The following is an 18,116-nucleotide window of genomic DNA, read 5'->3' on the forward strand; positions in this document are numbered from 1 at the left end:
CCGGGAGCCCGCGCCGTACCATCGTCGGTATGGCTACGGAAGACGCGGTGCTCGCGGCACTGGCGACGGTGAACGACCCCGAGATCAACCGACCGATCACCGAACTGGGCATGGTGAAATCGGTCGACATCGGGGACGACGGCACGGTCGCCGTCACGGTGTACCTGACCGTCTCGGGCTGCCCCATGCGCGACACGATCACGAAGAACGTGACGGACGCGGTCGCCCGGCTCGACGGCGTCACCCGCGTCGACGTCTCCCTGGACGTGATGAGCGACGAGCAGCGCAAGGACCTCGCGGCGGCGCTGCGCGGCACGACCGCCGAGCGGGAGGTGCCGTTCGCCAAGCCCGGCTCGCTGACCAGGGTCTACGCGGTGGCCTCCGGCAAGGGCGGTGTGGGCAAGTCCTCCGTGACCGTGAACCTGGCGGCCGCGATGGCCGCCGACGGGCTGAAGGTGGGTGTCGTGGACGCCGACATCTACGGCCACAGCGTGCCCCGCATGCTCGGCGCCGACGGCCGCCCCACCCAGGTCGAGAACATGATCATGCCGCCGTCGGCGAACGGCGTGAAGGTGATCTCCATCGGCATGTTCACCCCCGGCAACGCCCCGGTGGTGTGGCGCGGGCCGATGCTGCACCGCGCCCTCCAGCAGTTCCTGGCGGACGTGTACTGGGGCGACCTGGACGTGCTGCTGCTCGACCTGCCCCCGGGCACCGGCGACATCGCGATCTCCGTGGCCCAGCTGGTGCCGAACGCGGAGATCCTGGTCGTCACCACCCCGCAGCAGGCCGCCGCCGAGGTCGCGGAGCGGGCCGGATCCATCGCGGTGCAGACCCACCAGAAGATCGTCGGCGTGGTCGAGAACATGTCGGGCCTGCCCTGCCCGCACTGCGACGAGATGGTGGACGTGTTCGGCACCGGCGGCGGCCAGAAGGTCGCCGAGGGGCTGACCAGGACGACCGGCGCGAACGTGCCGGTGCTGGGCTCCATCCCGATCGACGTGCGTCTGCGCGAGGGCGGCGACGAGGGCAAGCCGGTCGTGCTGACCGACCCGGAGTCCCCCGCCGGCTCGGCGCTGCGCTCCATCGCCGGGAAGCTGGGCGGCCGGCAGCGCGGTCTGTCCGGCATGAGCCTGGGCATCACCCCGCGCAACAAGTTCTGAGAGACCGAGAACGCCGCCGGGCGGTACGCGGAGTCCGCGTGCCGCCCGGCGGCGTCTCACCGCCTCGGGCCCTACAGATACGCGTCGAGGTCCTCCACCACGGAGAAGCCCAGCCCGTACGCGCTCATCCCGCGCCCGTACGCGCCGATGTGGACCCCGCTGTCGACCGCCGCGCCCGCCAGCACCCAGCCGAACTCGGACTCGCGGTAGTGGAACGGCGTCGGGACGCCGTCCACCGGCAGGGACAGCGCCGACCACTCGGGGCCCGCCAGGTCGTCGGCGAGGGCGAAGGCCGCCTCGGTCTGCTGGTCGAGCCAGTCGTCCCGCAGGGTGTGGTCGAGCTGCGGGGGCCAGGTGTGGGCGAGCAGCCCGGAACCCGCGAGCCAGGCCGCGGAGGACACCGTGGTCGCCTCCAGCACGCCCGTGCCGTCGCCGCTGCGCCGCACGGGGCTCGCGGCGACGGTCACCACGACCGCGAAGCGCTCCTTCTCGGTGCCGGTGTGCTCGTTCTTTATCGACGGCTCGTCGCCGTGGCCGATCGCGCCGTGCTGCACGCTCCCGTCGGCGGCGGTGCCCACCTGCATCAGGCGGCGCGGACCACTGAAGGCGCCGTCCAGCCCGTACCAGGGAAAACCGGCGCTCCGGAAGCCCTCGGCGGTGCGCCGTGCCGCCGCGGCGGCGGCCGCTCCCCGGTCGGTGGCGGGGTCGCCGCCCGGGACCGGTGCGACTCCGGCCGTACTGTGCGCCGTCATCCGGCCGCCTCCTGTCGTCTCCACACCTTCAGCCACCTACAGCCGCGCCGCCCGGGGCGCGTGCGCTGACGGACAGATGGAGAGAATAGCCACCTCGTGACGGCGGACGGTGACCGACCGGTCCCGGGGCAGGTCTCAGGTGGCGTCGGAGTCGAAGGGCGGACGCTCGTCCCGGGCCGGCTTGTCGCCCTTCTTCAGCAGGTCGGGGCCGCTCGCGGCGGCGGAGCCGTTGACCGCGGCGGGCACCGAGTCACCGGACACGCCCGAGGGTTCCCGGCCGTTCACCGCGTCGGCGACGTCGGTGATCTCCTTCTTGAGGTCGAAGCTGCTGCGGAGCTCCTTGAGCTCCTTCAGGTCGTCGTTCTCCGCGAGCTGCTTGCGCAGATACGCCTTGGGGTTGAGGTCCTCGAACTCGAAGTCCTTGAACTCCGGCCCCAGCTCGCTGCGGATGTCGTCCTTGGCGTTCTCGGAGAACGCGCGGATCTTGCGGATGAAGCGGGCGGCGTCCTGAATGACCTTCGGCAGCTTGTCGGGGCCGAAGATGAGCACGGCGAGAACGACCAGAACGACCAGTTCCAGTCCGCCTATGTCATTGAACACCCTGCTGCTCCTCGTGTTCTCGGTGGCCCGCGGGTCCGAGGGGATCCGGACCCCGACCACGGTACCTGGCGCACCTGTCGTCCCGGTACCTTCCGGACATCGGGGCGGTGGCCGGGGGTGCGGCCACCGGCCGCAGGGCCCCGGAGGCGGCCGTCACGAGGAGTCCGCGGTGCCGAGGGTGACCTCCACGGTCCGCTTGGCCGCGCCCCGGGTGAGGGTCAGTTCCAGCCGGTCGCCGGGCCGGTGGGCGCGGATCTTGACGATCAGCTCCTCGCCGCTGTGCACCCGCTGGCCGTTGACCGCGGTGATCACGTCACCGGGCTTGACGCCCGCCGAGGCGGCCGGGCCGCCGGGGGTGACGGACGGGGTGCCGTCCCTGCCCTTCTCGCCGACGCGGGCGCCGTCGCCGGTGAACTTCATGTCCAGGCTGACGCCGATCACCGGGTGGGTGGCCCGGCCCGTGTTGATCAGTTCCTCGGCGACCCGCTTGCCCTGGTTGATCGGGATGGCGAAGCCGAGGCCGATGGACCCGGCCTGGCCGCCGTCCGGGCCCGCGCCGCTGTCGGCCGCCCGGATCGCGCTGTTGATGCCGATGACCCGGGCCTTGCCGTCGACGAGCGGTCCGCCGGAGTTCCCCGGGTTTATCGGGGCGTCGGTCTGGAGGGCGTCGACATAACTGACGTCGCTGCCGTCGCCCTTCTCCCCGCCGGCCGTGATCGGGCGCTCCTTGGCGCTGATGATCCCGGAGGTGACCGTGTTCTGGAGGTCGAAGGGGGCGCCGATGGCCACCACCGGGTCGCCGACGCGGACGTTGTCGGAGTTCCCCAGCGGGAGCGGCTTGAGTCCGGAGACACCGCTGACCTTGACCACGGCGAGGTCGTAGCCGCTGTCCTTGCCGACCAGGGTCGCCTCGGCCGTCTCGCCGCCGCTGAAGGTGACGGTGATGTCGCCGGAGGCACCGGCCGGGTCCACCACATGGTGGTTGGTGAGGATGTGGCCGCGCTTGTCGAGCACGAAGCCCGTCCCGGTGCCCTGCTCGCCGCCCCCGCTGACGTGCAGGGTGACCACGCTGGGCAGGGCGCTGGCCGCGATCCCGGCGACGCTGTCCGGCGCGCGGTCCGCGCTCTCGACCCCGGCCTGCGGCAGCTCCAGCGAGGTGAGGCCGCCGTTGCGCTCGGCATAGGCGCCGACCACGCCGCCGATGCCGCCCGCGACGAGGGCGAGGACCACGGCCCCGGCCAGCAGGGCGCCCCTGCGGCGCTTGCGGGGCGCGGGCTCACCGGCCTCGCTGAGCGGCACACCGGGCGCGCTCCACGGGTCGTACTGGAGCCACACGGAGTTGAGGGGCTGCGGCCGCTCGGCGAACACGGGCTGCGGGGCGACCGGGTGCGGGGGCTGGGGACGCGGGTGCGGGGGCGTGTGCTGTGCCTGGTGGGGCGGCTGGGGCGGGGTGTGGTGCGCGGTGGCCGGGCCCGGGGCCTGCGGCTCGGGCTGCGGTTGCGTCTGCGGGGCCGTGGGCTGGGCAGGGACCCGGGTGCCCTGGGCGGGCGTGGGCGCGGGGGTGCCGTGGGCCGGGGTGACGGGCGCGGGGCGCTGGACGGGCGGCGCGGGCGCCCACGGCCCGGGGTCACCGTACGGCGGGGTGCTGTACGGGTCGGGTTCGTGCAGGGGCACCGGCCGGCGGGGGGCGGCCGGTGGCTCGGGCCGGTCGTCCTCCGCGACGGGCGCCACGGGGCCGGAGCCGGTCCCGGCGGGGGCGGTGACGGGCGCGGGCTCGGGCTCCGGTGCCGTGGGCTCGTGCCCGGGTGCCGGGGGCGCGTCGGCGGCGGCCCTGGCCTCCGTCCCGTCCGCTCCGGAGGCCGTGCCGTGTCCCGTGCTGGGCCGGCTCCACCACTTCGCCTTCGGTCCGGTGGGCTTCCCGTCGTCCATGCTCTCCCCGCAACTGCCGGTCCCTGTGCGGGCCCCCGCGGGGCGCGCCTGAAGGATTCAACCAGGTTTGCGATTCCGCGCGCAGGGCAGAGCACGGCTTCCGGTCAGCGCGGCCCGCCGGTGCGCGCCGCCGTCCGGACGGCGCGGCGGCGTCAACGCGGTGGGTTCAGCGCAGCGGCGTCAGCGGTGAGGTCGACGACGCGGAGGCGGCGGCCGTCGGCGGCACGCTCGGCAGGACGGGCGCGAGCACCGGCGGCAGGCCCGACAGGGACTGCGCCTGGAAGGCCGGACCGGCGGGCCGCATCAGCGGCGACAGCGCCATGGGGTCGTTCATCAGGAGCGGAGCGGCGAACGGCGCGGACCGCCCCTGCACCACGGGCGGGGCCGCGGGCGTGACGGCGGTGAGGGCCTGGGTGTCCGTCCTCGTGACACCGCGCCGGCGGTCGGACTCCGAGGCGCGGACCGAGGTGGCCCCGCCCTGGGTCGTGCCGCCGGACGGCACCGCCGTGCGGAAGGGGCTGACCTTGTTCCCGCCGCCCTGGCCGCGCGCGTTGGTCTCGCCCGAGAGGTCGACCGGGACCGCGCCGCCGAGGGCGATGGCCGCGAAGGACACCGCGCTGGCCGCGGCGAACGCGAACCGCCGGGCCCGCCACGGCGAGCGCTCGGCCTCGGCCCGGCCCGCTTCCTGGCGGCCCACCTCATGGATGGGGAACCCGCTGTCGGAGCCGCCGGGCAGGACCGTGGCGTGGGCGCCCCCGGGGACGTACCCGAAGGTCTCCCCGCCGCGGCCGCGGGGATGTCCCGACGGGGTCAGCGCTCCGAGGACCCGCTCGCCCGGACCGCCGCCGAAGGGGCCCGAGCCGCCCGGACCGCCCGGGTCGCCGGGGCCCGCGGGCAGTCCCTGGAGCCGTGCGAGCAGCCCTTCCGACAGGGGCGGGGGCGCGGACTGCGCGAACACGTTCTTCAGGCGGCGCTGTGCGTCCGCCTCGGCCTTGCAGCGGGGACAGGTGGCCAGGTGCGCCAGCACCCGGTCGCGGGCGTCGTGCTTCAGCTCGCCGTCGACGAGGGCGGCGAGCCGGTCTCCGAGGTGCTGCTCGGCGGGGGTGGGTTCCGTGCCGTTCACGCCGGTCCGCCCTCCCCCGAGAGGGCGGCGACGGCGGGCGTCCGCTGCTCGGAGCGGGACCGGGGGGACCGGTGCTGGAGCGCCTTGCGCAGATGCGAGCGGCCCCGGTGGATACGGCTGCGGACGGTGCCGAGCTTCACACCCAGGGTCGCGGCGATCTCCTCGTACGACAGGCCCTCGATGTCGCAGAGAACGACCGCGGCGCGGAACTCCGGCGCGAGGGTGTCCAGTGCCTGCTGGACGTCCGCGTCGAAGTGGGTGTCGTTGAACACCTGCTGGGGGGAGGGCTCCCGGCTCGGCAGGCGCTCGGCCGCGTCGTCGCCGAGGGCGTCGAAGCGGATGCGCTGCTTGCGGCGGACCATGTCCAGGAAGAGGTTGGTGGTGATCCGGTGGAGCCAGCCCTCGAAGGTGCCGGGGGTGTACGTGGACAGCGAGCGGAAGACACGGACGAAGACCTCCTGGGTGAGGTCCTCGGCGTCGTGCTGGTTGCCCGTGAGGCGGTAGGCGAGGCGGTAGACCCGCGCGCTGTGCATGCTGACGATCTCCTCCCAGGTGGGAGGGGTCCACGCCTGCGATTCCGCATCCGATGCGAAGGTCGCTGTGGTGACGGAGTCGGTGGGCACGGAACGGTCAGCGTTCTTGGTCACGGATTCGGGCTCACCCGCCGACCTGAGGAGGCGCTTCAGCACGCCCTTCCGGTCCGCAGGCGCAGCCGCACCTCCCCTGTCAGCTCTGATGGTGTCCAGCGGAGCCCCTACCATAGCCACCTCGCCCGTTAGCTCCGGATAAGAATCTTTACGTCGATTTGGGTCCGGCTTCCCTCGTCGGTCCATGTACTCCCGTCCTGTCACAACGCCCGGTCCCATCTGCGGGTTCCCGAGCGCAGCGGATACAGTCGGCGTCGCGCCAACTACGGGGACAGGAGAGGGTCATTACCGCCAACCGGCAGACGAGCTGGGCGTTCGCCGACGCCTTTCTCGCCGAGGACGACGCCCTGCGCTGGGCCCGTGAGCGGGCCCGCAAGACGGGGCTGCCCTCGGTGTCGCCCGGCACGGGCTCCGCGCTGCGTCTGCTGGCCGCGACCGCCGACGCCAAGGCGGTCGCCGAGATCGGCACGGGCACCGGCGTCTCCGGTATCTACCTGCTCCAGGGGATGCGGCCCGACGGCGTGCTGACCACGGTGGACCAGGACCCCGAGCGCCAGCAGTTCGCGCGGGAGGCGTTCCGCGCGGCCGGGTTCGCGGCCAACCGCGCCCGGTTCATCCCGGGCGGCGCCCTGGAGGTGCTGCCCCGGCTGGCGGACGGCGGATACGACCTGGTGTTCTGCGACGGGGACCGCGGGGAGTCGCTGGACTACCTTGCTGAATCGTTGCGCCTGCTGCGGCCGGGCGGTGTCGTCTGCTTCGAGGGCGTCTTCGCGGAGGGCCGCACCGTCGACTCGGCGGTCCAGCCCTCGGAGGTGCTGCGGGTGCGTGAGCTGCTGCGGGCCGTACGGGAGAGCGCGGAGTGGCTGCCGACCCTGCTGCCGGTCGGCGACGGTCTGCTCTGCGCGGTGCGGCGCGGCTGACGGGCCCGGCCCCGGCGGAACGCGGTCCCGGCCCGGCTGTGGCTCCGGCTCCCGCTCTGGCTCTGGCTCTGGCTCTGGCTCTGGCTCTGGCTGCGCCGGAACGCGCGACCGCCCCGGCGCAGCGGAGCACCGGGGCGGTCGCGGAAAACCGGGATGTGTCAGCCGACGACCTTCTTCAGGGCGTCACCGAGGGCATCGGCTTCGTCCGGAGTCAGCTCGACGACAAGTCGACCGCCGCCTTCGAGCGGAACGCGCATGACGATGCCCCGCCCCTCCTTGGTCACCTCGAGCGGGCCGTCGCCCGTCCGCGGCTTCATGGCCGCCATGCTCGTTCCCCTTCCTGAAACCAGCTCATCGCAGCCGGCGGCCCCATGACAGGTGCTGTGTCACCGGCATCGAACACAGTGCTTCCAGGTCATTATCCCGCATGGCGGGACCCAAAGACCAACATCGGTCCGCATCGCTTAGGCAACGCGCTCTCTCAAAACCACTCAATTCGGGGATCCGCCTGCGATACTTCGCGCTCCTCCGCCCCGCCGCCGGGTGGCGGAGTTTGACGCAGGTCACACGGCCCGGCCGGACGGCGCGCGGTGCTCTCCGCCATGCTGGGCCCCGACACTGCCGTCGAAACCGCAAAGGGGACACCGCCATGGCCGACGCCGTGCTGTACGACGTGAGCGACGGACTCGCGACGATCACGATCAACCGGCCCGAGGCCATGAACGCGATGAACGTGGAGGCGAAGGTCGCCCTGCGGGACGCGGCCCGCGCGGCGGCGGACGACCCCGCCGTCCGGGCGGTGCTGCTGACCGCGACCGGCCGGGCGTTCTGTGTCGGCCAGGACCTCAAGGAGCACGTCGAGCTCCTGTCGGCCGGGGAGACGACGGGCTCCGGGGGTGTCATGAGCACCGTCCGGGAGCACTACAACCCGATCGTGCGGGCGCTCACCGGGATGCCGAAGCCGGTGGTGGCGGGGGTCAACGGGGTCGCCGCGGGCGCGGGCCTGGGCTTCGCGCTCGCCGCGGACTACCGGATCGTGGCGGACACCGCCTCGTTCACGACCTCCTTCGCGGGGGTCGCGCTGACGGCCGACTCGGGTGTGTCGTGGACCCTGCCCCGGCTGGTGGGCAGCAGCCGGGCCGCCGATCTGCTGCTGTTCCCGCGCTCGTTCAGCGCGCAGGAGGCGTACGACTGGGGCATCGCCAACCGGCTCGTCCCGGCCGACGACCTCGCCACGGAGGCCGCGCGGACCGCCCGAGCGCTGGCCGAGGGGCCGACCCTCGCCTACGCCGCGCTCAAGGAGTCCCTCGCGTACGGGGCGGACCACTCGCTGGACGAGGCCCTGGACAAGGAGGAGGAACTCCAGGCACGGGCCGGCGCCTCCGAGGACCACTCGATCGCGGTCAACGCGTTCCTGTCGAAGCAGAAGCCGCGCTACCTGGGCCGCTGACGCCCCAGCCCCGCGCGGCGGTAGCCGCCGGGCGGCCGGGCCACGCCCGCACGGCGAAGCCGCTGTGCGGGACGGGACGCCACCGCGCGGGACGCGGCCCTGCCTCCGGGCAGGGCCGCGCGCGTGTCCTGGCGCGGCGGCGCGCCAGGACGCCGCCCGCACACCGCGAAACCGCTGCGCGGGAGCCGCCATGCGGGGCCACAACTGTGGGGCACACCGCCGCGCGGGACGCCGCCCGCGCCGCGAGGCCGCTGTGCGGGACGGGACGCCACCGCAGCGGGACAACCGCCGCACGGGGCCATCGCGGCGCAGGACAGCGCCCGCGCCGTGAAACCGCCGTGCGGGGCGCCGCCGCCCACGCCCACGCGGCGAAGCCACTGTGCGGCCCACCGCCGCGCGGACGCCGGGCCAGGACACCGTCCGGGGCGGGGCGCCGCCGTGCGGAGGCCACCGCTGCGCGGCGCACCGTCCGCGCCGCGAGACCGGCGTCCGGCGCGGGGCCGTCGCCGCGCTGCGAAGCGGCTGCGGTACACCGCGCCGCGCGGGACGCCGCGGTGGGGAAGACCGCCACACGGGGCCACCGCCGTACGGCGAAGCCGCCGTACGGCGAAGCCGCTGTGCGGGCCACCGCCCGGCGGCGCGCGGCCCTGCCTCCGGGCAGGGCCGCGCGCCGTGTGCCGGTGTCGCGCGCGCTAGCGCGCCCCGCGGGCGATGCAGGTGGCGAGGTGGTCGTCGACCAGGCCGCATGCCTGCATCAGGGCGTACGCCGTCGTGGGGCCGACGAAGCGCAGGCCGCGCTTCTTCAGCGCCTTGGACAGGGCCGTGGACTCGTCGGTCACGGCCGGTACGTCGGCGAGGGTGCGCGGGGCGGGGCGGCGGGCCGGGTCCGGGGCGTGGGACCAGATCAGCTGGTCGAGTTCGCCCTCGGACCAGCCCGCCAGTTCCCGCGCGTTCGCCGTGGTGGCCGCGATCTTGGCGCGGTTGCGGATGATCCCCGGGTCGGCGAGGAGCCGGGCCTCGTCCTCCTCGGTGAACTTCGCGACCTCGGCGATCCGGAACCCGGCGAAGGCGCTGCGGAAGCCCTCCCGGCGGCGCAGGATCGTGATCCAGGACAGGCCCGACTGGAACGCCTCCAGGCACAGCCGCTCGAAGAGGGCGTCGTCGCCGTGGACCGGGCGGCCCCACTCCTCGTCGTGGTAGGCGAGGTAGTCGTCGGTGGACAGGCCCCAGGGGCAGCGCGGGCGGCCGTCCGGGCCGGGGAGGGCGCCGGAGGTCACCGGTCCTCCTGCTCGCCCGGCTTGGTGAACAGGTCGGGGCGGGGCACCGCGGTGGCCTGCGCCCCGGCGAGGGCGGCCTCCAGCTCGGCGATCCGGGCGTCCCGCTCGGCCAGCTCCGCGCCCAGCCGGTCGAGGACGTCGTCCACATCGGCCATCCGGTAGCCGCGCGGGGTGACGGGCAGCCGCAGCGCGTCCACGTCCGCGCGGGCGACGGGCCGGTTCGCGGGCAGCGGGTCGGCCGGCTGCTCGGGCGGCGCGTCGGGCAGCACCGTGCCGTCGTTGCCGCCGATCACGGCGAGCGTGACCGCGGCGACGACCACGACCATCGTGATCAGCAAGAAAAAGAACACGAGCGACCCTCTCCCCGGAAGACGCCCGGGTGCGACCCCGGGCGGAAACGTCCCGGGATGATCGTGCCACGGGACTCGGACAGTAGGGTCGCAGGCGGACGACCCGAGGAGGAAACCCGGATGCTGCGGCTGGGACGGCGCGAGTTCGACGCGCACGAGCCGGTGATCATGGCGATCGTGAACCGGACCCCCGACTCCTTCTACGACCAGGGGGCCACCTTCCTCGACGAGCCGGCGCTCGCCCGCGTCGAGCAGGCCGTCGCCGAGGGTGCGGCGATCGTGGACATCGGCGGGGTGAAGGCGGGACCGGGCGAGGAGGTCACCGCCGAGGAGGAGGCGCGCCGCACGGTCGGCTTCGTCGCGGAGGTCCGCCGCCGCCACCCGGACGTGGTGATCAGCGTCGACACCTGGCGGCACGAGGTCGGCGAGGCCGTGTGCGAGGCGGGGGCCGACGTCCTGAACGACGCCTGGGGCGGGGTCGACCCCGAGCTGGCCGCGGTCGCCGCCCGGTACGGCGCGGGCCTGGTGTGCACCCACGCGGGCGGCGCCGAGCCGCGCACCCGGCCGCACCGGATCGCGTACGAGGACGTGGTGGCCGACATCCTGCGGGTGACGGTCGGGCTCGCGGAGCGGGCCGTGGAACTGGGCGTACGCCGGGACGCGATCATGATCGACCCGGGCCACGACTTCGGGAAGAACACCCGCCACAGCCTGGAGGCGACCCGCCGGCTGGGCGAGATGACGGAGACCGGCTGGCCGGTGCTGGTGTCCCTGTCCAACAAGGACTTCGTCGGGGAGACCCTGGACAAGCCGGTGAAGGAGCGGGTCCTCGGCACCCTGGCGACCACCGCGGTCTCCGCGTGGCTGGGCGCGCGGGTGTACCGGGTGCACGAGGTCGCGGAGACGAAGCAGGTGCTGGACATGGTGGCGTCGATCGCGGGCCACCGCCCGCCGGCGGTGGCCCGCCGCGGCCTCGCCTGAGCCGCGGGCGCCGGGCATCCGGCCGGGGCCCGAGGGACGGACCCCGGCTGCCGGACCGCCGGGCCCGGGTCGGTTTCCGGTCCGGGCCCCGGCCGTGGCCCGGGCCCGGGCCGGGTTCCTCGGGCCCGGGGAAACCGGTCCTAGTGACCGGTCTCCTTGGTGACCATGGCGACCGCCTCGTCCACGTCGTCCGTGACGTGGAACAGCAGCAGGTCCCGCTCCGACGCCTTGCCCTCGGCGACCACGGTGTCCCGCAGCCAGTCCACCAGGCCGCTCCAGTACTCCGTGCCGAAGAGCACGATCGGGAAGCGGGTCACCTTGCGTGTCTGGACCAGGGTGAGCGCCTCGAACAGCTCGTCCAGGGTGCCGAGTCCGCCGGGCAGGACGACGAAGCCCTGCGCGTACTTCACGAACATCGTCTTGCGGACGAAGAAGTAGCGGAAGTTCACGCCGATGTCGACGTGCTCGTTGATGCCCTGCTCGAAGGGCAGCTCGATGCCGAGCCCGACCGAGATCCCGCTCGCCTCGCGCGCGCCCTTGTTCGCCGCCTCCATGGCGCCCGGCCCGCCGCCGGTGATCACCGCGAAGCCGGCCTCCACCAGGGCCCGGCCCAGGCGCACGCCCGTCTCGTACTCGGGCGTGCCCGGCCTGGTGCGGGCGGAGCCGAAGACGCTGATGGCGCTCGGCAGTTCGGCGAGGGCCCCGAAGCCCTCCACGAACTCCGACTGGATCCGCATCACGCGCCAGGGGTCGGTGTGCACCCACTGGGAGTCGCCCTCGGTGTCCAGCAGCCGCTGGTCGGTCGTCCCCGGCTGTACCTGGTCCCTGCGGCGCAGCACCGGTCCCAGTCTCTGCTCCTCCAGTGCCCGCAGACCCTCGGAGTTGCTGCTCATGACCTGCTCCCTCCGCCGAACATCATTTGCTTCGGGACAGGGTAGGTCGGCGAACGTTACGAATGGCGAAATCCGGGCGATCGGCCGGGGTGCGGCCCGGTGGCCCGCACTCCGCGCAATCCCCCGCCCGGGCCGTCAGGCCCCGGGCCGTCAGGTGGTCAGCCACTCCCGCAGGCGCTGCTCGCAGTGCGTGATCCGGTCCACCGCGACATGCTCGTCCCGCTTGTGCGCGAACATCGGGTCACCGGGTCCGTAGTTCACGGCGGGGACGCCGAGCGCGCTGAAGCGGGAGACGTCGGTCCAGCCGAACTTGGGCTTCGCGGTGCCGCCGACCGCGGCCATGAACGCGGCCGCGGCGGGGTGGGCGAGGCCCGGCAGCGCGCCGCCGGTGTGGTCGTCGACCACGATCTCGTCGACGCCGCAGTCCGCGAACACCTCGCGGACGTGCGCTTCCGCCTCCGCCATGCTGCGGTCGGGCGCGTAGCGGTAGTTGACGACCACCGTGCAGGCGTCGGGGATGACGTTGGTGGCCACCCCGCCCTCGATGCCGACCGCGTTCAGGCCCTCGTGGTACTCCAGCCCGTCGATGACCGGCCGGCGGGGCTCGTACGCGGCGAGGCGGGCGAGGATCGGGCCGGCCGCGTGGATCGCGTTGGCGCCCATCCAGCTCCGGGCCGAGTGCGCCCGCTCGCCCGTGGTGCGCAGATGGACCCGCAGGGTGCCCTGGCAGCCGCCCTCCACCTCGCCGTCGGAGGGCTCCAGCAGGACCGCGAAGTCCCCTTCCAGCCAGTCGGGGTGTGCCTCGGCCACATGCCCGAGGCCATTGAGGTGGGCGGCGACCTCCTCGTTGTCGTAGAAGACGAAGGTGAGGTCGCGGTTGGGCTCGGGAACCGTGGCGGCGATCCGCAGCTGGACGGCCACGCCGGACTTCATGTCGCTGGTGCCGCAGCCCCAGAGGATGCCGTCGGCGTCGAGCCGCGAGGGCACGTTGTCCGCGATGGGCACGGTGTCGATGTGCCCGGCGAGGACGACCCGCTCGGCGCGGCCGAGGTTCGTACGCGCGACCACGTTGTTGCCGTGGCGGTCGACGGTGAGGTGGGGCAGGGCGCGCAGGGCCTGCTCGATGGCGTCGGCGAGGGGCTTCTCCTCCCCGCTGACCGAGGGGATGTCGATCAGCGCGGCGGTCAGGGCCGGGCCGTCGAGGCGGAGGTCGAGGACGTTGCCGGGGTGGGTGCCGGGGCCTCCGGCGGGGGCGTTGGCGGGGTCGTTGTCGGGCATGGCCCCGACCTTACGGCCCGGCCGGGGCAAGCCGGAGGGGCCCGGTCGGTGCCACCGGGGCCACCGACGGCGACGGCGGTGTCACCGGAAGGGGGTGCTCCGGCGAACAGGTGCCCGGACCCCCTCCAGTACCGTGTGCCTCGTGTCCGGGAACGCCTCCTCCGTCCGGCGCGGCCGCCTTCTGCGCTGTGCGGCCGCGCTTCTCGTGCTGCTGGCCCTCGCCGGCTATCTCGTCGTCCACTACTTCGGCGGCGGCCGCCCGGTGGGGTGCGTGGTGCGGGCCTCGGCGGAGGGCGGCTCCTCGTACGAGCTGACGCCGGAGCAGGCGGACAACGCGGCGACCATCTCGGCGGTCGGCACCACCCGCGGGATGCCGCAGCGGGCGGTCACCATCGCCCTGGCCACCGCCCTCCAGGAGTCCTCGCTCCGCAATATCGACTACGGCGACCGCGACTCCCTCGGACTGTTCCAGCAGCGCCCCTCGCAGGGCTGGGGCACCCCGGAGCAGATCCTCGACCCGGTCTACTCGGCCGGGAAGTTCTACGCGGGCCTGGCCGAGGTGCCCGGCTACTCGCGGATGCCGCTGACCGACGCGGCCCAGACGGTGCAGCGCAGCGGCTTCCCGCAGGCGTACGCGAAGCACGAGCCGGACGCGACCCTGCTCGCCGCCGCCCTCACCGGCTCCACCGCAGCCACGCTGACCTGCTCGGTGCGCTCGGACGGCGAGCCGGGCGATCCCGCGAAGGTACGGGCCGAGCTGGTCCGGGCGTTCGGCAAGGACGTCCTGCCCGGCAGTGGGCCCGGCCGGGGCACCGCGGGCGCCCAGGGTTCGTCCGTCCTGACCGTCCCGGTGCCGGCGCCCGAGGACCCGGCGGACGGCACGGGCCCCGAGGGCGCGGGTCCGGAGGGCGCCGGGGACGCGGACGACGGCGGCGCGGAGCGGCGCGGCTGGGAGCTGGCGCACTGGGCGGTGGCCCGGGCGGAGGCCCTGCGGCTCACCGAGGTCTCCTACAAGGGCCGGGTGTGGAGCGAGGACCGCTCCGGCGAGGGCTGGCGCAAGGCCGACGGGAAGCCGGGCGACGAGGTCGTCCTCCGCATCGCCCACTGAGCCCCGCCAGGGCGCACGCCGGAGCCTGCCGGAGCCCGGTCAGGGCCCGGTCAGGACTTGCCGAGCCCCCGCCGGGCGAATCGCACAACCGGCCGCCGGGCCCCTCGAAGGAGTTGCTCCACTCTCCGTCCGGACGCACCCCGCCCATCCCGCCGGACACCCGTCCGACCGCGCACATCCCGTGCGCGGCAAGGGCAGAGACGGTTCAGCGGCCTTTCGGACATGACATTGTTCGCCCGTTTTCCGACAGGGACGACAATACGACGCGTTACCAATTCTTTACCTCTGGTCACCGCAACTTCCCCCGCCCTCCCGCCGGTTGTCAGGACGTCCGTACGCCGGACAGCAGCACCAGCACCAGCACCACGCACAGTCCGAACGTCCTCTCGCTTCAAGGAGCATCATGTCCCTCCCCCTGACCCGTCGGATCGCCCGTGCCGCGCTGATCGTCGCGGCGGGAGCAGCTCCCGTGGTCGGTGCGGCCGGCTCCGCGGGCGCCGTCGCCCTCCCCCAGGCCCCGGTCGACGGCCTGTCGGCGCTCGACACCGCGAGCCTCGACGGCACGGTCGACGGCGTCTCGAAGGAGACCTCGAAGGTCGCCGGCCAGGTCGGCGGGAAGACGGCCGGGAAGGCCGCGCCCGCGGCGGCCGACACGGTCGGCAAGACCGCCAAGAAGGCGACCCCGGTCGCCAAGAAGGCCACCGGCGACACCGCGGGCGAGGCCGGCGGCCTGGTGGGCGGCGCGACCAAGGGCGGCCTGCCCACCGGTGCGCTCGGTGGCGCCACCAGCTCCCTCGGCGGTCTGCCGCTGGGCGGCTGACCCGCCCACACCACGACGGGGAAGGGCCCCGGGGAGCGACGCTCCCCGGGGCCCTTCCCCGTGCTCAACCGCCGGCCGGGCTTTCCCGTGCTCAGCAGGCGTCCGTCCGGGCCGCTCAGGCCCCTTCGCCGAGCCGCTTCACGGCCGCCGCCACCCGCTCGTCCGTGGCGGTGAACGCCACCCGTACGAAGCGCTCCCCCGCCTCCCCGTAGAAGTCGCCGGGCGCCACCAGGATGCCCCGCTCGGCGAGGTGCGCCACCGTGTCCCAGCAGGGCTCGTCGCGCGTCGCCCAGAGGTAGAGGCTCGCCTCGCTGTGCTCGATCCGGAAGCCGTGCGCCTCCAGCGCGGTGCGCAGCGCCTCGCGCCGGGCCGCGTACCGGGCCCGCTGCTCGGCCACGTGCGCGTCGTCGCCGAGGGCGGCCACGGTCGCGGCCTGCACCGGGGCGGCGGTCATCATCCCGCCGTGCTTGCGGATCTGGAGCAGTTCGCCGAGGACGGCCGCGTCACCGGCGAGGAACGCGGCCCGGTAGCCGGCCAGGTTGGAGCGCTTGGAGAGCGAGTGGACGGCGACGATCCCCTCGAAGGAGCCGCCGCAGACGTCCGGGTGCAGCACCGAGACCGGCTCCGCCTCCCAGCCCAGCTCCAGATAGCACTCGTCGCTGAAGACCAGGACGCCGTGCTCGCGGGCCCAGGCCACGATCCGGGTCAGCTCCTCCTTGCCGAGGACCTTCCCGGTCGGGTTGGACGGCGAGTTGAGCCAGAGCAGGCGCAGGCCCTCCGGGTCCAGCTCGGTCGGGTCGTCGTACACCACCGGCGTCGCCCCGCACAGCCGCGCGCCGACCTCGTACGTCGGGTAGGCGAGGCGCGGGTAGGCGACGGTGTCGCCCGGGCCGAGGCCGAGTTGGGTCGGCAGCCAGGCGACCAGCTCCTTGGAGCCCACCACGGGGAGGACGTTGGTGTGCGCCACGTCCACCGCGCCCAGCCGGCGGGTGACCCAGCCGGTGAGGGCGTCGCGCAGCGCGGGGGTGCCCCATACCGTCGGGTAGCCCGGGGAGTCGGCGGCGGCAACGAGGGCCTGTTGGACGACGGCCGGGACCGGGTCGACCGGGGTGCCGACGGACAGGTCGACGATGCCGTCCGGGTGGGCCGCCGCTGTCGCCTTGTACGGCTCCAGCTTGTCCCAGGGGAAGACGGGCAGGCGGGCGGAGACTGCGGCCACGGCGGGGAGCTCGCTTTCTGGTGCGGCTGGACGGGGCGAGGAGGACGAAGGCGGGGGCGCAACGGCGCGGTCCCGTACGGCCGAGGAGCCGTACGGGACCGCGATGCGCGCAGGGGCGTCCGCCGAAGCGGCGGACGAGGCCGCTCCGGGGCGGCTCAGCCGTTCTGCGGCGGCAGGGCGGCGACGAACGGGTGGTCCCGCTCGATCAGACCGAGCTTGGAGGCACCACCGGGCGAACCGAGCTCGTCGAAGAACTCGACGTTCGCCTTGTAGTAGTCCTTCCACTCGTCCGGCGTGTCGTCCTCGTAGAAGATCGCCTCCACCGGGCAGACCGGCTCGCAAGCACCGCAGTCGACGCATTCGTCCGGGTGGATGTACAAGGACCGGGAGCCCTCGTAGATGCAGTCGACGGGGCACTCCTCGATGCACGCCTTGTCCTTGACGTCGACACAAGGCTGCGCGATGACGTAGGTCACGCTGTCGTTCCTCCTCGGTTTGGGCTGGCTTGCGCGGGAGCGCGGCGTCGTCGATGCCCGCCCCTAGTATCTCCGTTCCGGGGGACGATCCGAACAGGAGGGGCTGGCAGATCAGTGGAATTCACGTCCGGCGGACGGCTCACGGTCCGCATCACACCTGCTGACGTGGGCAAACGCGTGTCGGTGCGGGCACGGGGCGTACAGGCGGCGCCGGGCGCGCTGTTCACCGACACGGTCGGGGTTCTCACATCCTGGAACGACGGTGTGCTGCTGATCACACGGCGCACGGGCGAGAGCGTCCGCATCGCGGAATCCCTGCTGGTCGCGGGCAAGACGGTGCCCGCTGCCCCGGCCCGGCGGCGCGGCCCGGCGGCCTCCTTCGAGGAGCTGGCGCGGGTCACCGCGCGGGCCTGGCGGCCGCTGGAGAGCGAGCGGCTCGGCGACTGGGAGCTGCGGGCGGCCGCGGGCTTCACCCGGCGCGCCAACTCCGTGCTCCCGCTGGGCGACCCGGGCCTGCCGCTGGACGCGGCGCTGGAGCGGGTGCGCTCCTGGTACGCGGCCCGGGGCCTGCCCGCGTATGTGCAGACCGCGACGGGCGCGGCGGGCACCCAGGAGGAGTTGGCCGCCGCGCTGGCGGAGCGGGGCTGGGCCCGCGAGGTGTCGGCCGAGGTGCGCACGGGCGCGCTCGCGCCGCTGGGCGACCTGGACGCGGACGTGTCCGGCGTACGGCTGGACCGGGCGGCGGACGAGGCGTGGCTGCGGCGCTACCAGCGGGTCGGCGAGCCCGGACCGGAGGTGCGCGCGGTGCTGGCCTCGGGGCCGTCCGTCTGGTTCGCGACCGTGCCCGGGGCGGGCGGGGCACCCGCCGCGATCGGGCGCTGTGTGGTGGACGGGCGCTGGGCCGGGTTCATGGCCGTGGAGGTGGACCCGGCCCAGCGGCGGCGGGGCCTGGCGACGACGGTGATGGCCGCGCTGGCCCGGCGGGCCCTGGACGAGGGGGCCTCGGCCGGCTGGCTCCAGGTCGAGTCGGACAACGCGGCGGCCCTGGGGCTGTACGCGGGCCTCGGCTTCACCGTCCACCACCACTACCACCACCACCGCGCCGGATAAGCCCGCCGGAGGGAGGACCG

At 74.2% G+C, this 18,116-nt stretch carries 19 protein-coding genes; 7 read left to right on the forward strand and 12 right to left on the reverse strand.

Translation table 11 applies throughout. The features are described 5' to 3' along the window. Positions 1-29: 29 nt before the first annotated feature. Positions 30-1,163, forward strand: coding sequence for an Mrp/NBP35 family ATP-binding protein (locus tag ABZ457_RS16335; RefSeq protein ID WP_359158212.1), 1,134 nt, complete (start codon positions 30-32; stop codon positions 1,161-1,163). Between the two features lie 71 nt (positions 1,164-1,234). On the opposite strand, the gene ABZ457_RS16340 is transcribed toward ABZ457_RS16335, so the two are convergent. The 5 genes from ABZ457_RS16340 to sigE all read right to left on the reverse strand — a co-directional run bounded on the left by ABZ457_RS16340 (position 1,235) and on the right by sigE (position 6,328). Beyond that, positions 1,235-1,915 (reverse strand): hypothetical protein, encoded by a 681-nt coding sequence (locus ABZ457_RS16340; RefSeq protein WP_359158214.1) that lies wholly within the window; start codon positions 1,913-1,915, stop codon positions 1,235-1,237. A 135-nt stretch (positions 1,916-2,050) separates the two neighbouring features. Next, positions 2,051-2,515 (reverse strand): sec-independent translocase, encoded by a 465-nt coding sequence (locus tag ABZ457_RS16345; protein WP_359158216.1) that lies wholly within the window; start codon positions 2,513-2,515, stop codon positions 2,051-2,053. A 153-nt stretch (positions 2,516-2,668) separates the two neighbouring features. Then, the gene (locus ABZ457_RS16350; RefSeq protein WP_359158217.1) at positions 2,669-4,444 is read right to left on the reverse strand and encodes a trypsin-like peptidase domain-containing protein; all 1,776 of its coding nucleotides are present in this window, start codon (positions 4,442-4,444) and stop codon (positions 2,669-2,671) included. Positions 4,445-4,610: 166 nt separating this feature from the next. Further along, positions 4,611-5,567: a zf-HC2 domain-containing protein gene (locus ABZ457_RS16355; RefSeq protein ID WP_359158219.1), complete on the reverse strand. Its 957-nt coding sequence runs from the start codon at positions 5,565-5,567 to the stop codon at positions 4,611-4,613. Then, the gene (gene sigE / locus ABZ457_RS16360; RefSeq protein WP_359158220.1) at positions 5,564-6,328 is read right to left on the reverse strand and encodes an RNA polymerase sigma factor SigE; all 765 of its coding nucleotides are present in this window, start codon (positions 6,326-6,328) and stop codon (positions 5,564-5,566) included. Before sigE ends, ABZ457_RS16355 begins: the two co-directional genes overlap by 4 nt. A gap of 128 nt (positions 6,329-6,456) precedes the next feature. Between sigE and ABZ457_RS16365 the strand changes: the two genes are divergently transcribed. Further along, positions 6,457-7,134 carry an O-methyltransferase gene (locus ABZ457_RS16365; protein ID WP_359158291.1) on the forward strand — a complete coding sequence of 226 codons (678 nt, stop codon included), beginning with the start codon at positions 6,457-6,459 and terminating at the stop codon, positions 7,132-7,134. A 158-nt stretch (positions 7,135-7,292) separates the two neighbouring features. Here ABZ457_RS16365 and ABZ457_RS16370 read toward each other — a convergent pair whose 3' ends face one another. Further along, positions 7,293-7,460 (reverse strand): DUF3117 domain-containing protein, encoded by a 168-nt coding sequence (locus ABZ457_RS16370; RefSeq protein WP_003966491.1) that lies wholly within the window; start codon positions 7,458-7,460, stop codon positions 7,293-7,295. 323 nt (positions 7,461-7,783) lie between these two features. Here ABZ457_RS16370 and ABZ457_RS16375 point away from each other — a divergent pair, with 323 nt between their 5' ends. Then, positions 7,784-8,584, forward strand: a complete 801-nt coding sequence (locus ABZ457_RS16375) for an enoyl-CoA hydratase-related protein (protein ID WP_359158222.1) — start codon at positions 7,784-7,786, stop codon at positions 8,582-8,584. 692 nt (positions 8,585-9,276) lie between these two features. On the opposite strand, the gene ABZ457_RS16380 is transcribed toward ABZ457_RS16375, so the two are convergent. Continuing rightward, positions 9,277-9,861: a DNA-3-methyladenine glycosylase I gene (locus tag ABZ457_RS16380; protein WP_359158223.1), complete on the reverse strand. Its 585-nt coding sequence runs from the start codon at positions 9,859-9,861 to the stop codon at positions 9,277-9,279. Next, a complete protein-coding gene (locus ABZ457_RS16385; RefSeq protein WP_359158224.1) occupies positions 9,858-10,211 on the reverse strand; it encodes a DivIVA domain-containing protein in 354 nt (117 codons plus the stop codon). The genes ABZ457_RS16380 and ABZ457_RS16385 overlap by 4 nt, the downstream gene beginning before the upstream one ends. A 120-nt stretch (positions 10,212-10,331) precedes the next feature. On the opposite strand from ABZ457_RS16385, the gene folP reads away from it, so the two are divergent. Continuing rightward, positions 10,332-11,192 carry a dihydropteroate synthase gene (gene folP, locus ABZ457_RS16390; protein WP_359158225.1) on the forward strand — a complete coding sequence of 287 codons (861 nt, stop codon included), beginning with the start codon at positions 10,332-10,334 and terminating at the stop codon, positions 11,190-11,192. Positions 11,193-11,332: 140 nt separating this feature from the next. Here the strand turns inward: folP and ABZ457_RS16395 are convergent, their stop codons facing one another. Further along, entirely contained in the window at positions 11,333-12,085 is a 753-nt protein-coding gene (locus ABZ457_RS16395; protein ID WP_359158226.1) for a TIGR00730 family Rossman fold protein, read from the reverse strand. A 150-nt stretch (positions 12,086-12,235) separates the two neighbouring features. Then, a complete protein-coding gene (dapE, locus tag ABZ457_RS16400) occupies positions 12,236-13,363 on the reverse strand; it encodes a succinyl-diaminopimelate desuccinylase (RefSeq protein WP_359158228.1) in 1,128 nt (375 codons plus the stop codon). Positions 13,364-13,505: 142 nt separating this feature from the next. Here dapE and ABZ457_RS16405 point away from each other — a divergent pair, with 142 nt between their 5' ends. Together ABZ457_RS16405 and ABZ457_RS16410 are read left to right on the forward strand one after the other, a co-directional pair. Beyond that, the gene (locus ABZ457_RS16405) at positions 13,506-14,471 is read left to right on the forward strand and encodes a hypothetical protein (RefSeq protein ID WP_359158229.1); all 966 of its coding nucleotides are present in this window, start codon (positions 13,506-13,508) and stop codon (positions 14,469-14,471) included. Positions 14,472-14,874: 403 nt separating this feature from the next. After that, entirely contained in the window at positions 14,875-15,291 is a 417-nt protein-coding gene (locus tag ABZ457_RS16410) for a hypothetical protein (protein WP_018845643.1), read from the forward strand. A 115-nt stretch (positions 15,292-15,406) separates the two neighbouring features. On the opposite strand, the gene ABZ457_RS16415 is transcribed toward ABZ457_RS16410, so the two are convergent. Then, a complete protein-coding gene (locus ABZ457_RS16415) occupies positions 15,407-16,510 on the reverse strand; it encodes a bifunctional succinyldiaminopimelate transaminase/glutamate-prephenate aminotransferase (protein WP_359158231.1) in 1,104 nt (367 codons plus the stop codon). 155 nt (positions 16,511-16,665) lie between these two features. Next, the gene (fdxA, locus tag ABZ457_RS16420) at positions 16,666-16,986 is read right to left on the reverse strand and encodes a ferredoxin (protein WP_105869511.1); all 321 of its coding nucleotides are present in this window, start codon (positions 16,984-16,986) and stop codon (positions 16,666-16,668) included. Between the two features lie 114 nt (positions 16,987-17,100). On the opposite strand from fdxA, the gene ABZ457_RS16425 reads away from it, so the two are divergent. Further along, the gene (locus ABZ457_RS16425) at positions 17,101-18,096 is read left to right on the forward strand and encodes a GNAT family N-acetyltransferase (RefSeq protein ID WP_359158233.1); all 996 of its coding nucleotides are present in this window, start codon (positions 17,101-17,103) and stop codon (positions 18,094-18,096) included. Positions 18,097-18,116: the final 20 nt, after the last annotated feature.

The sequence above is a fragment of the Streptomyces sp. NPDC005805 genome, assembly GCF_040630445.1.
In the GTDB taxonomy this organism is placed as follows: Bacteria; Actinomycetota; Actinomycetes; order Streptomycetales; family Streptomycetaceae; genus Streptomyces.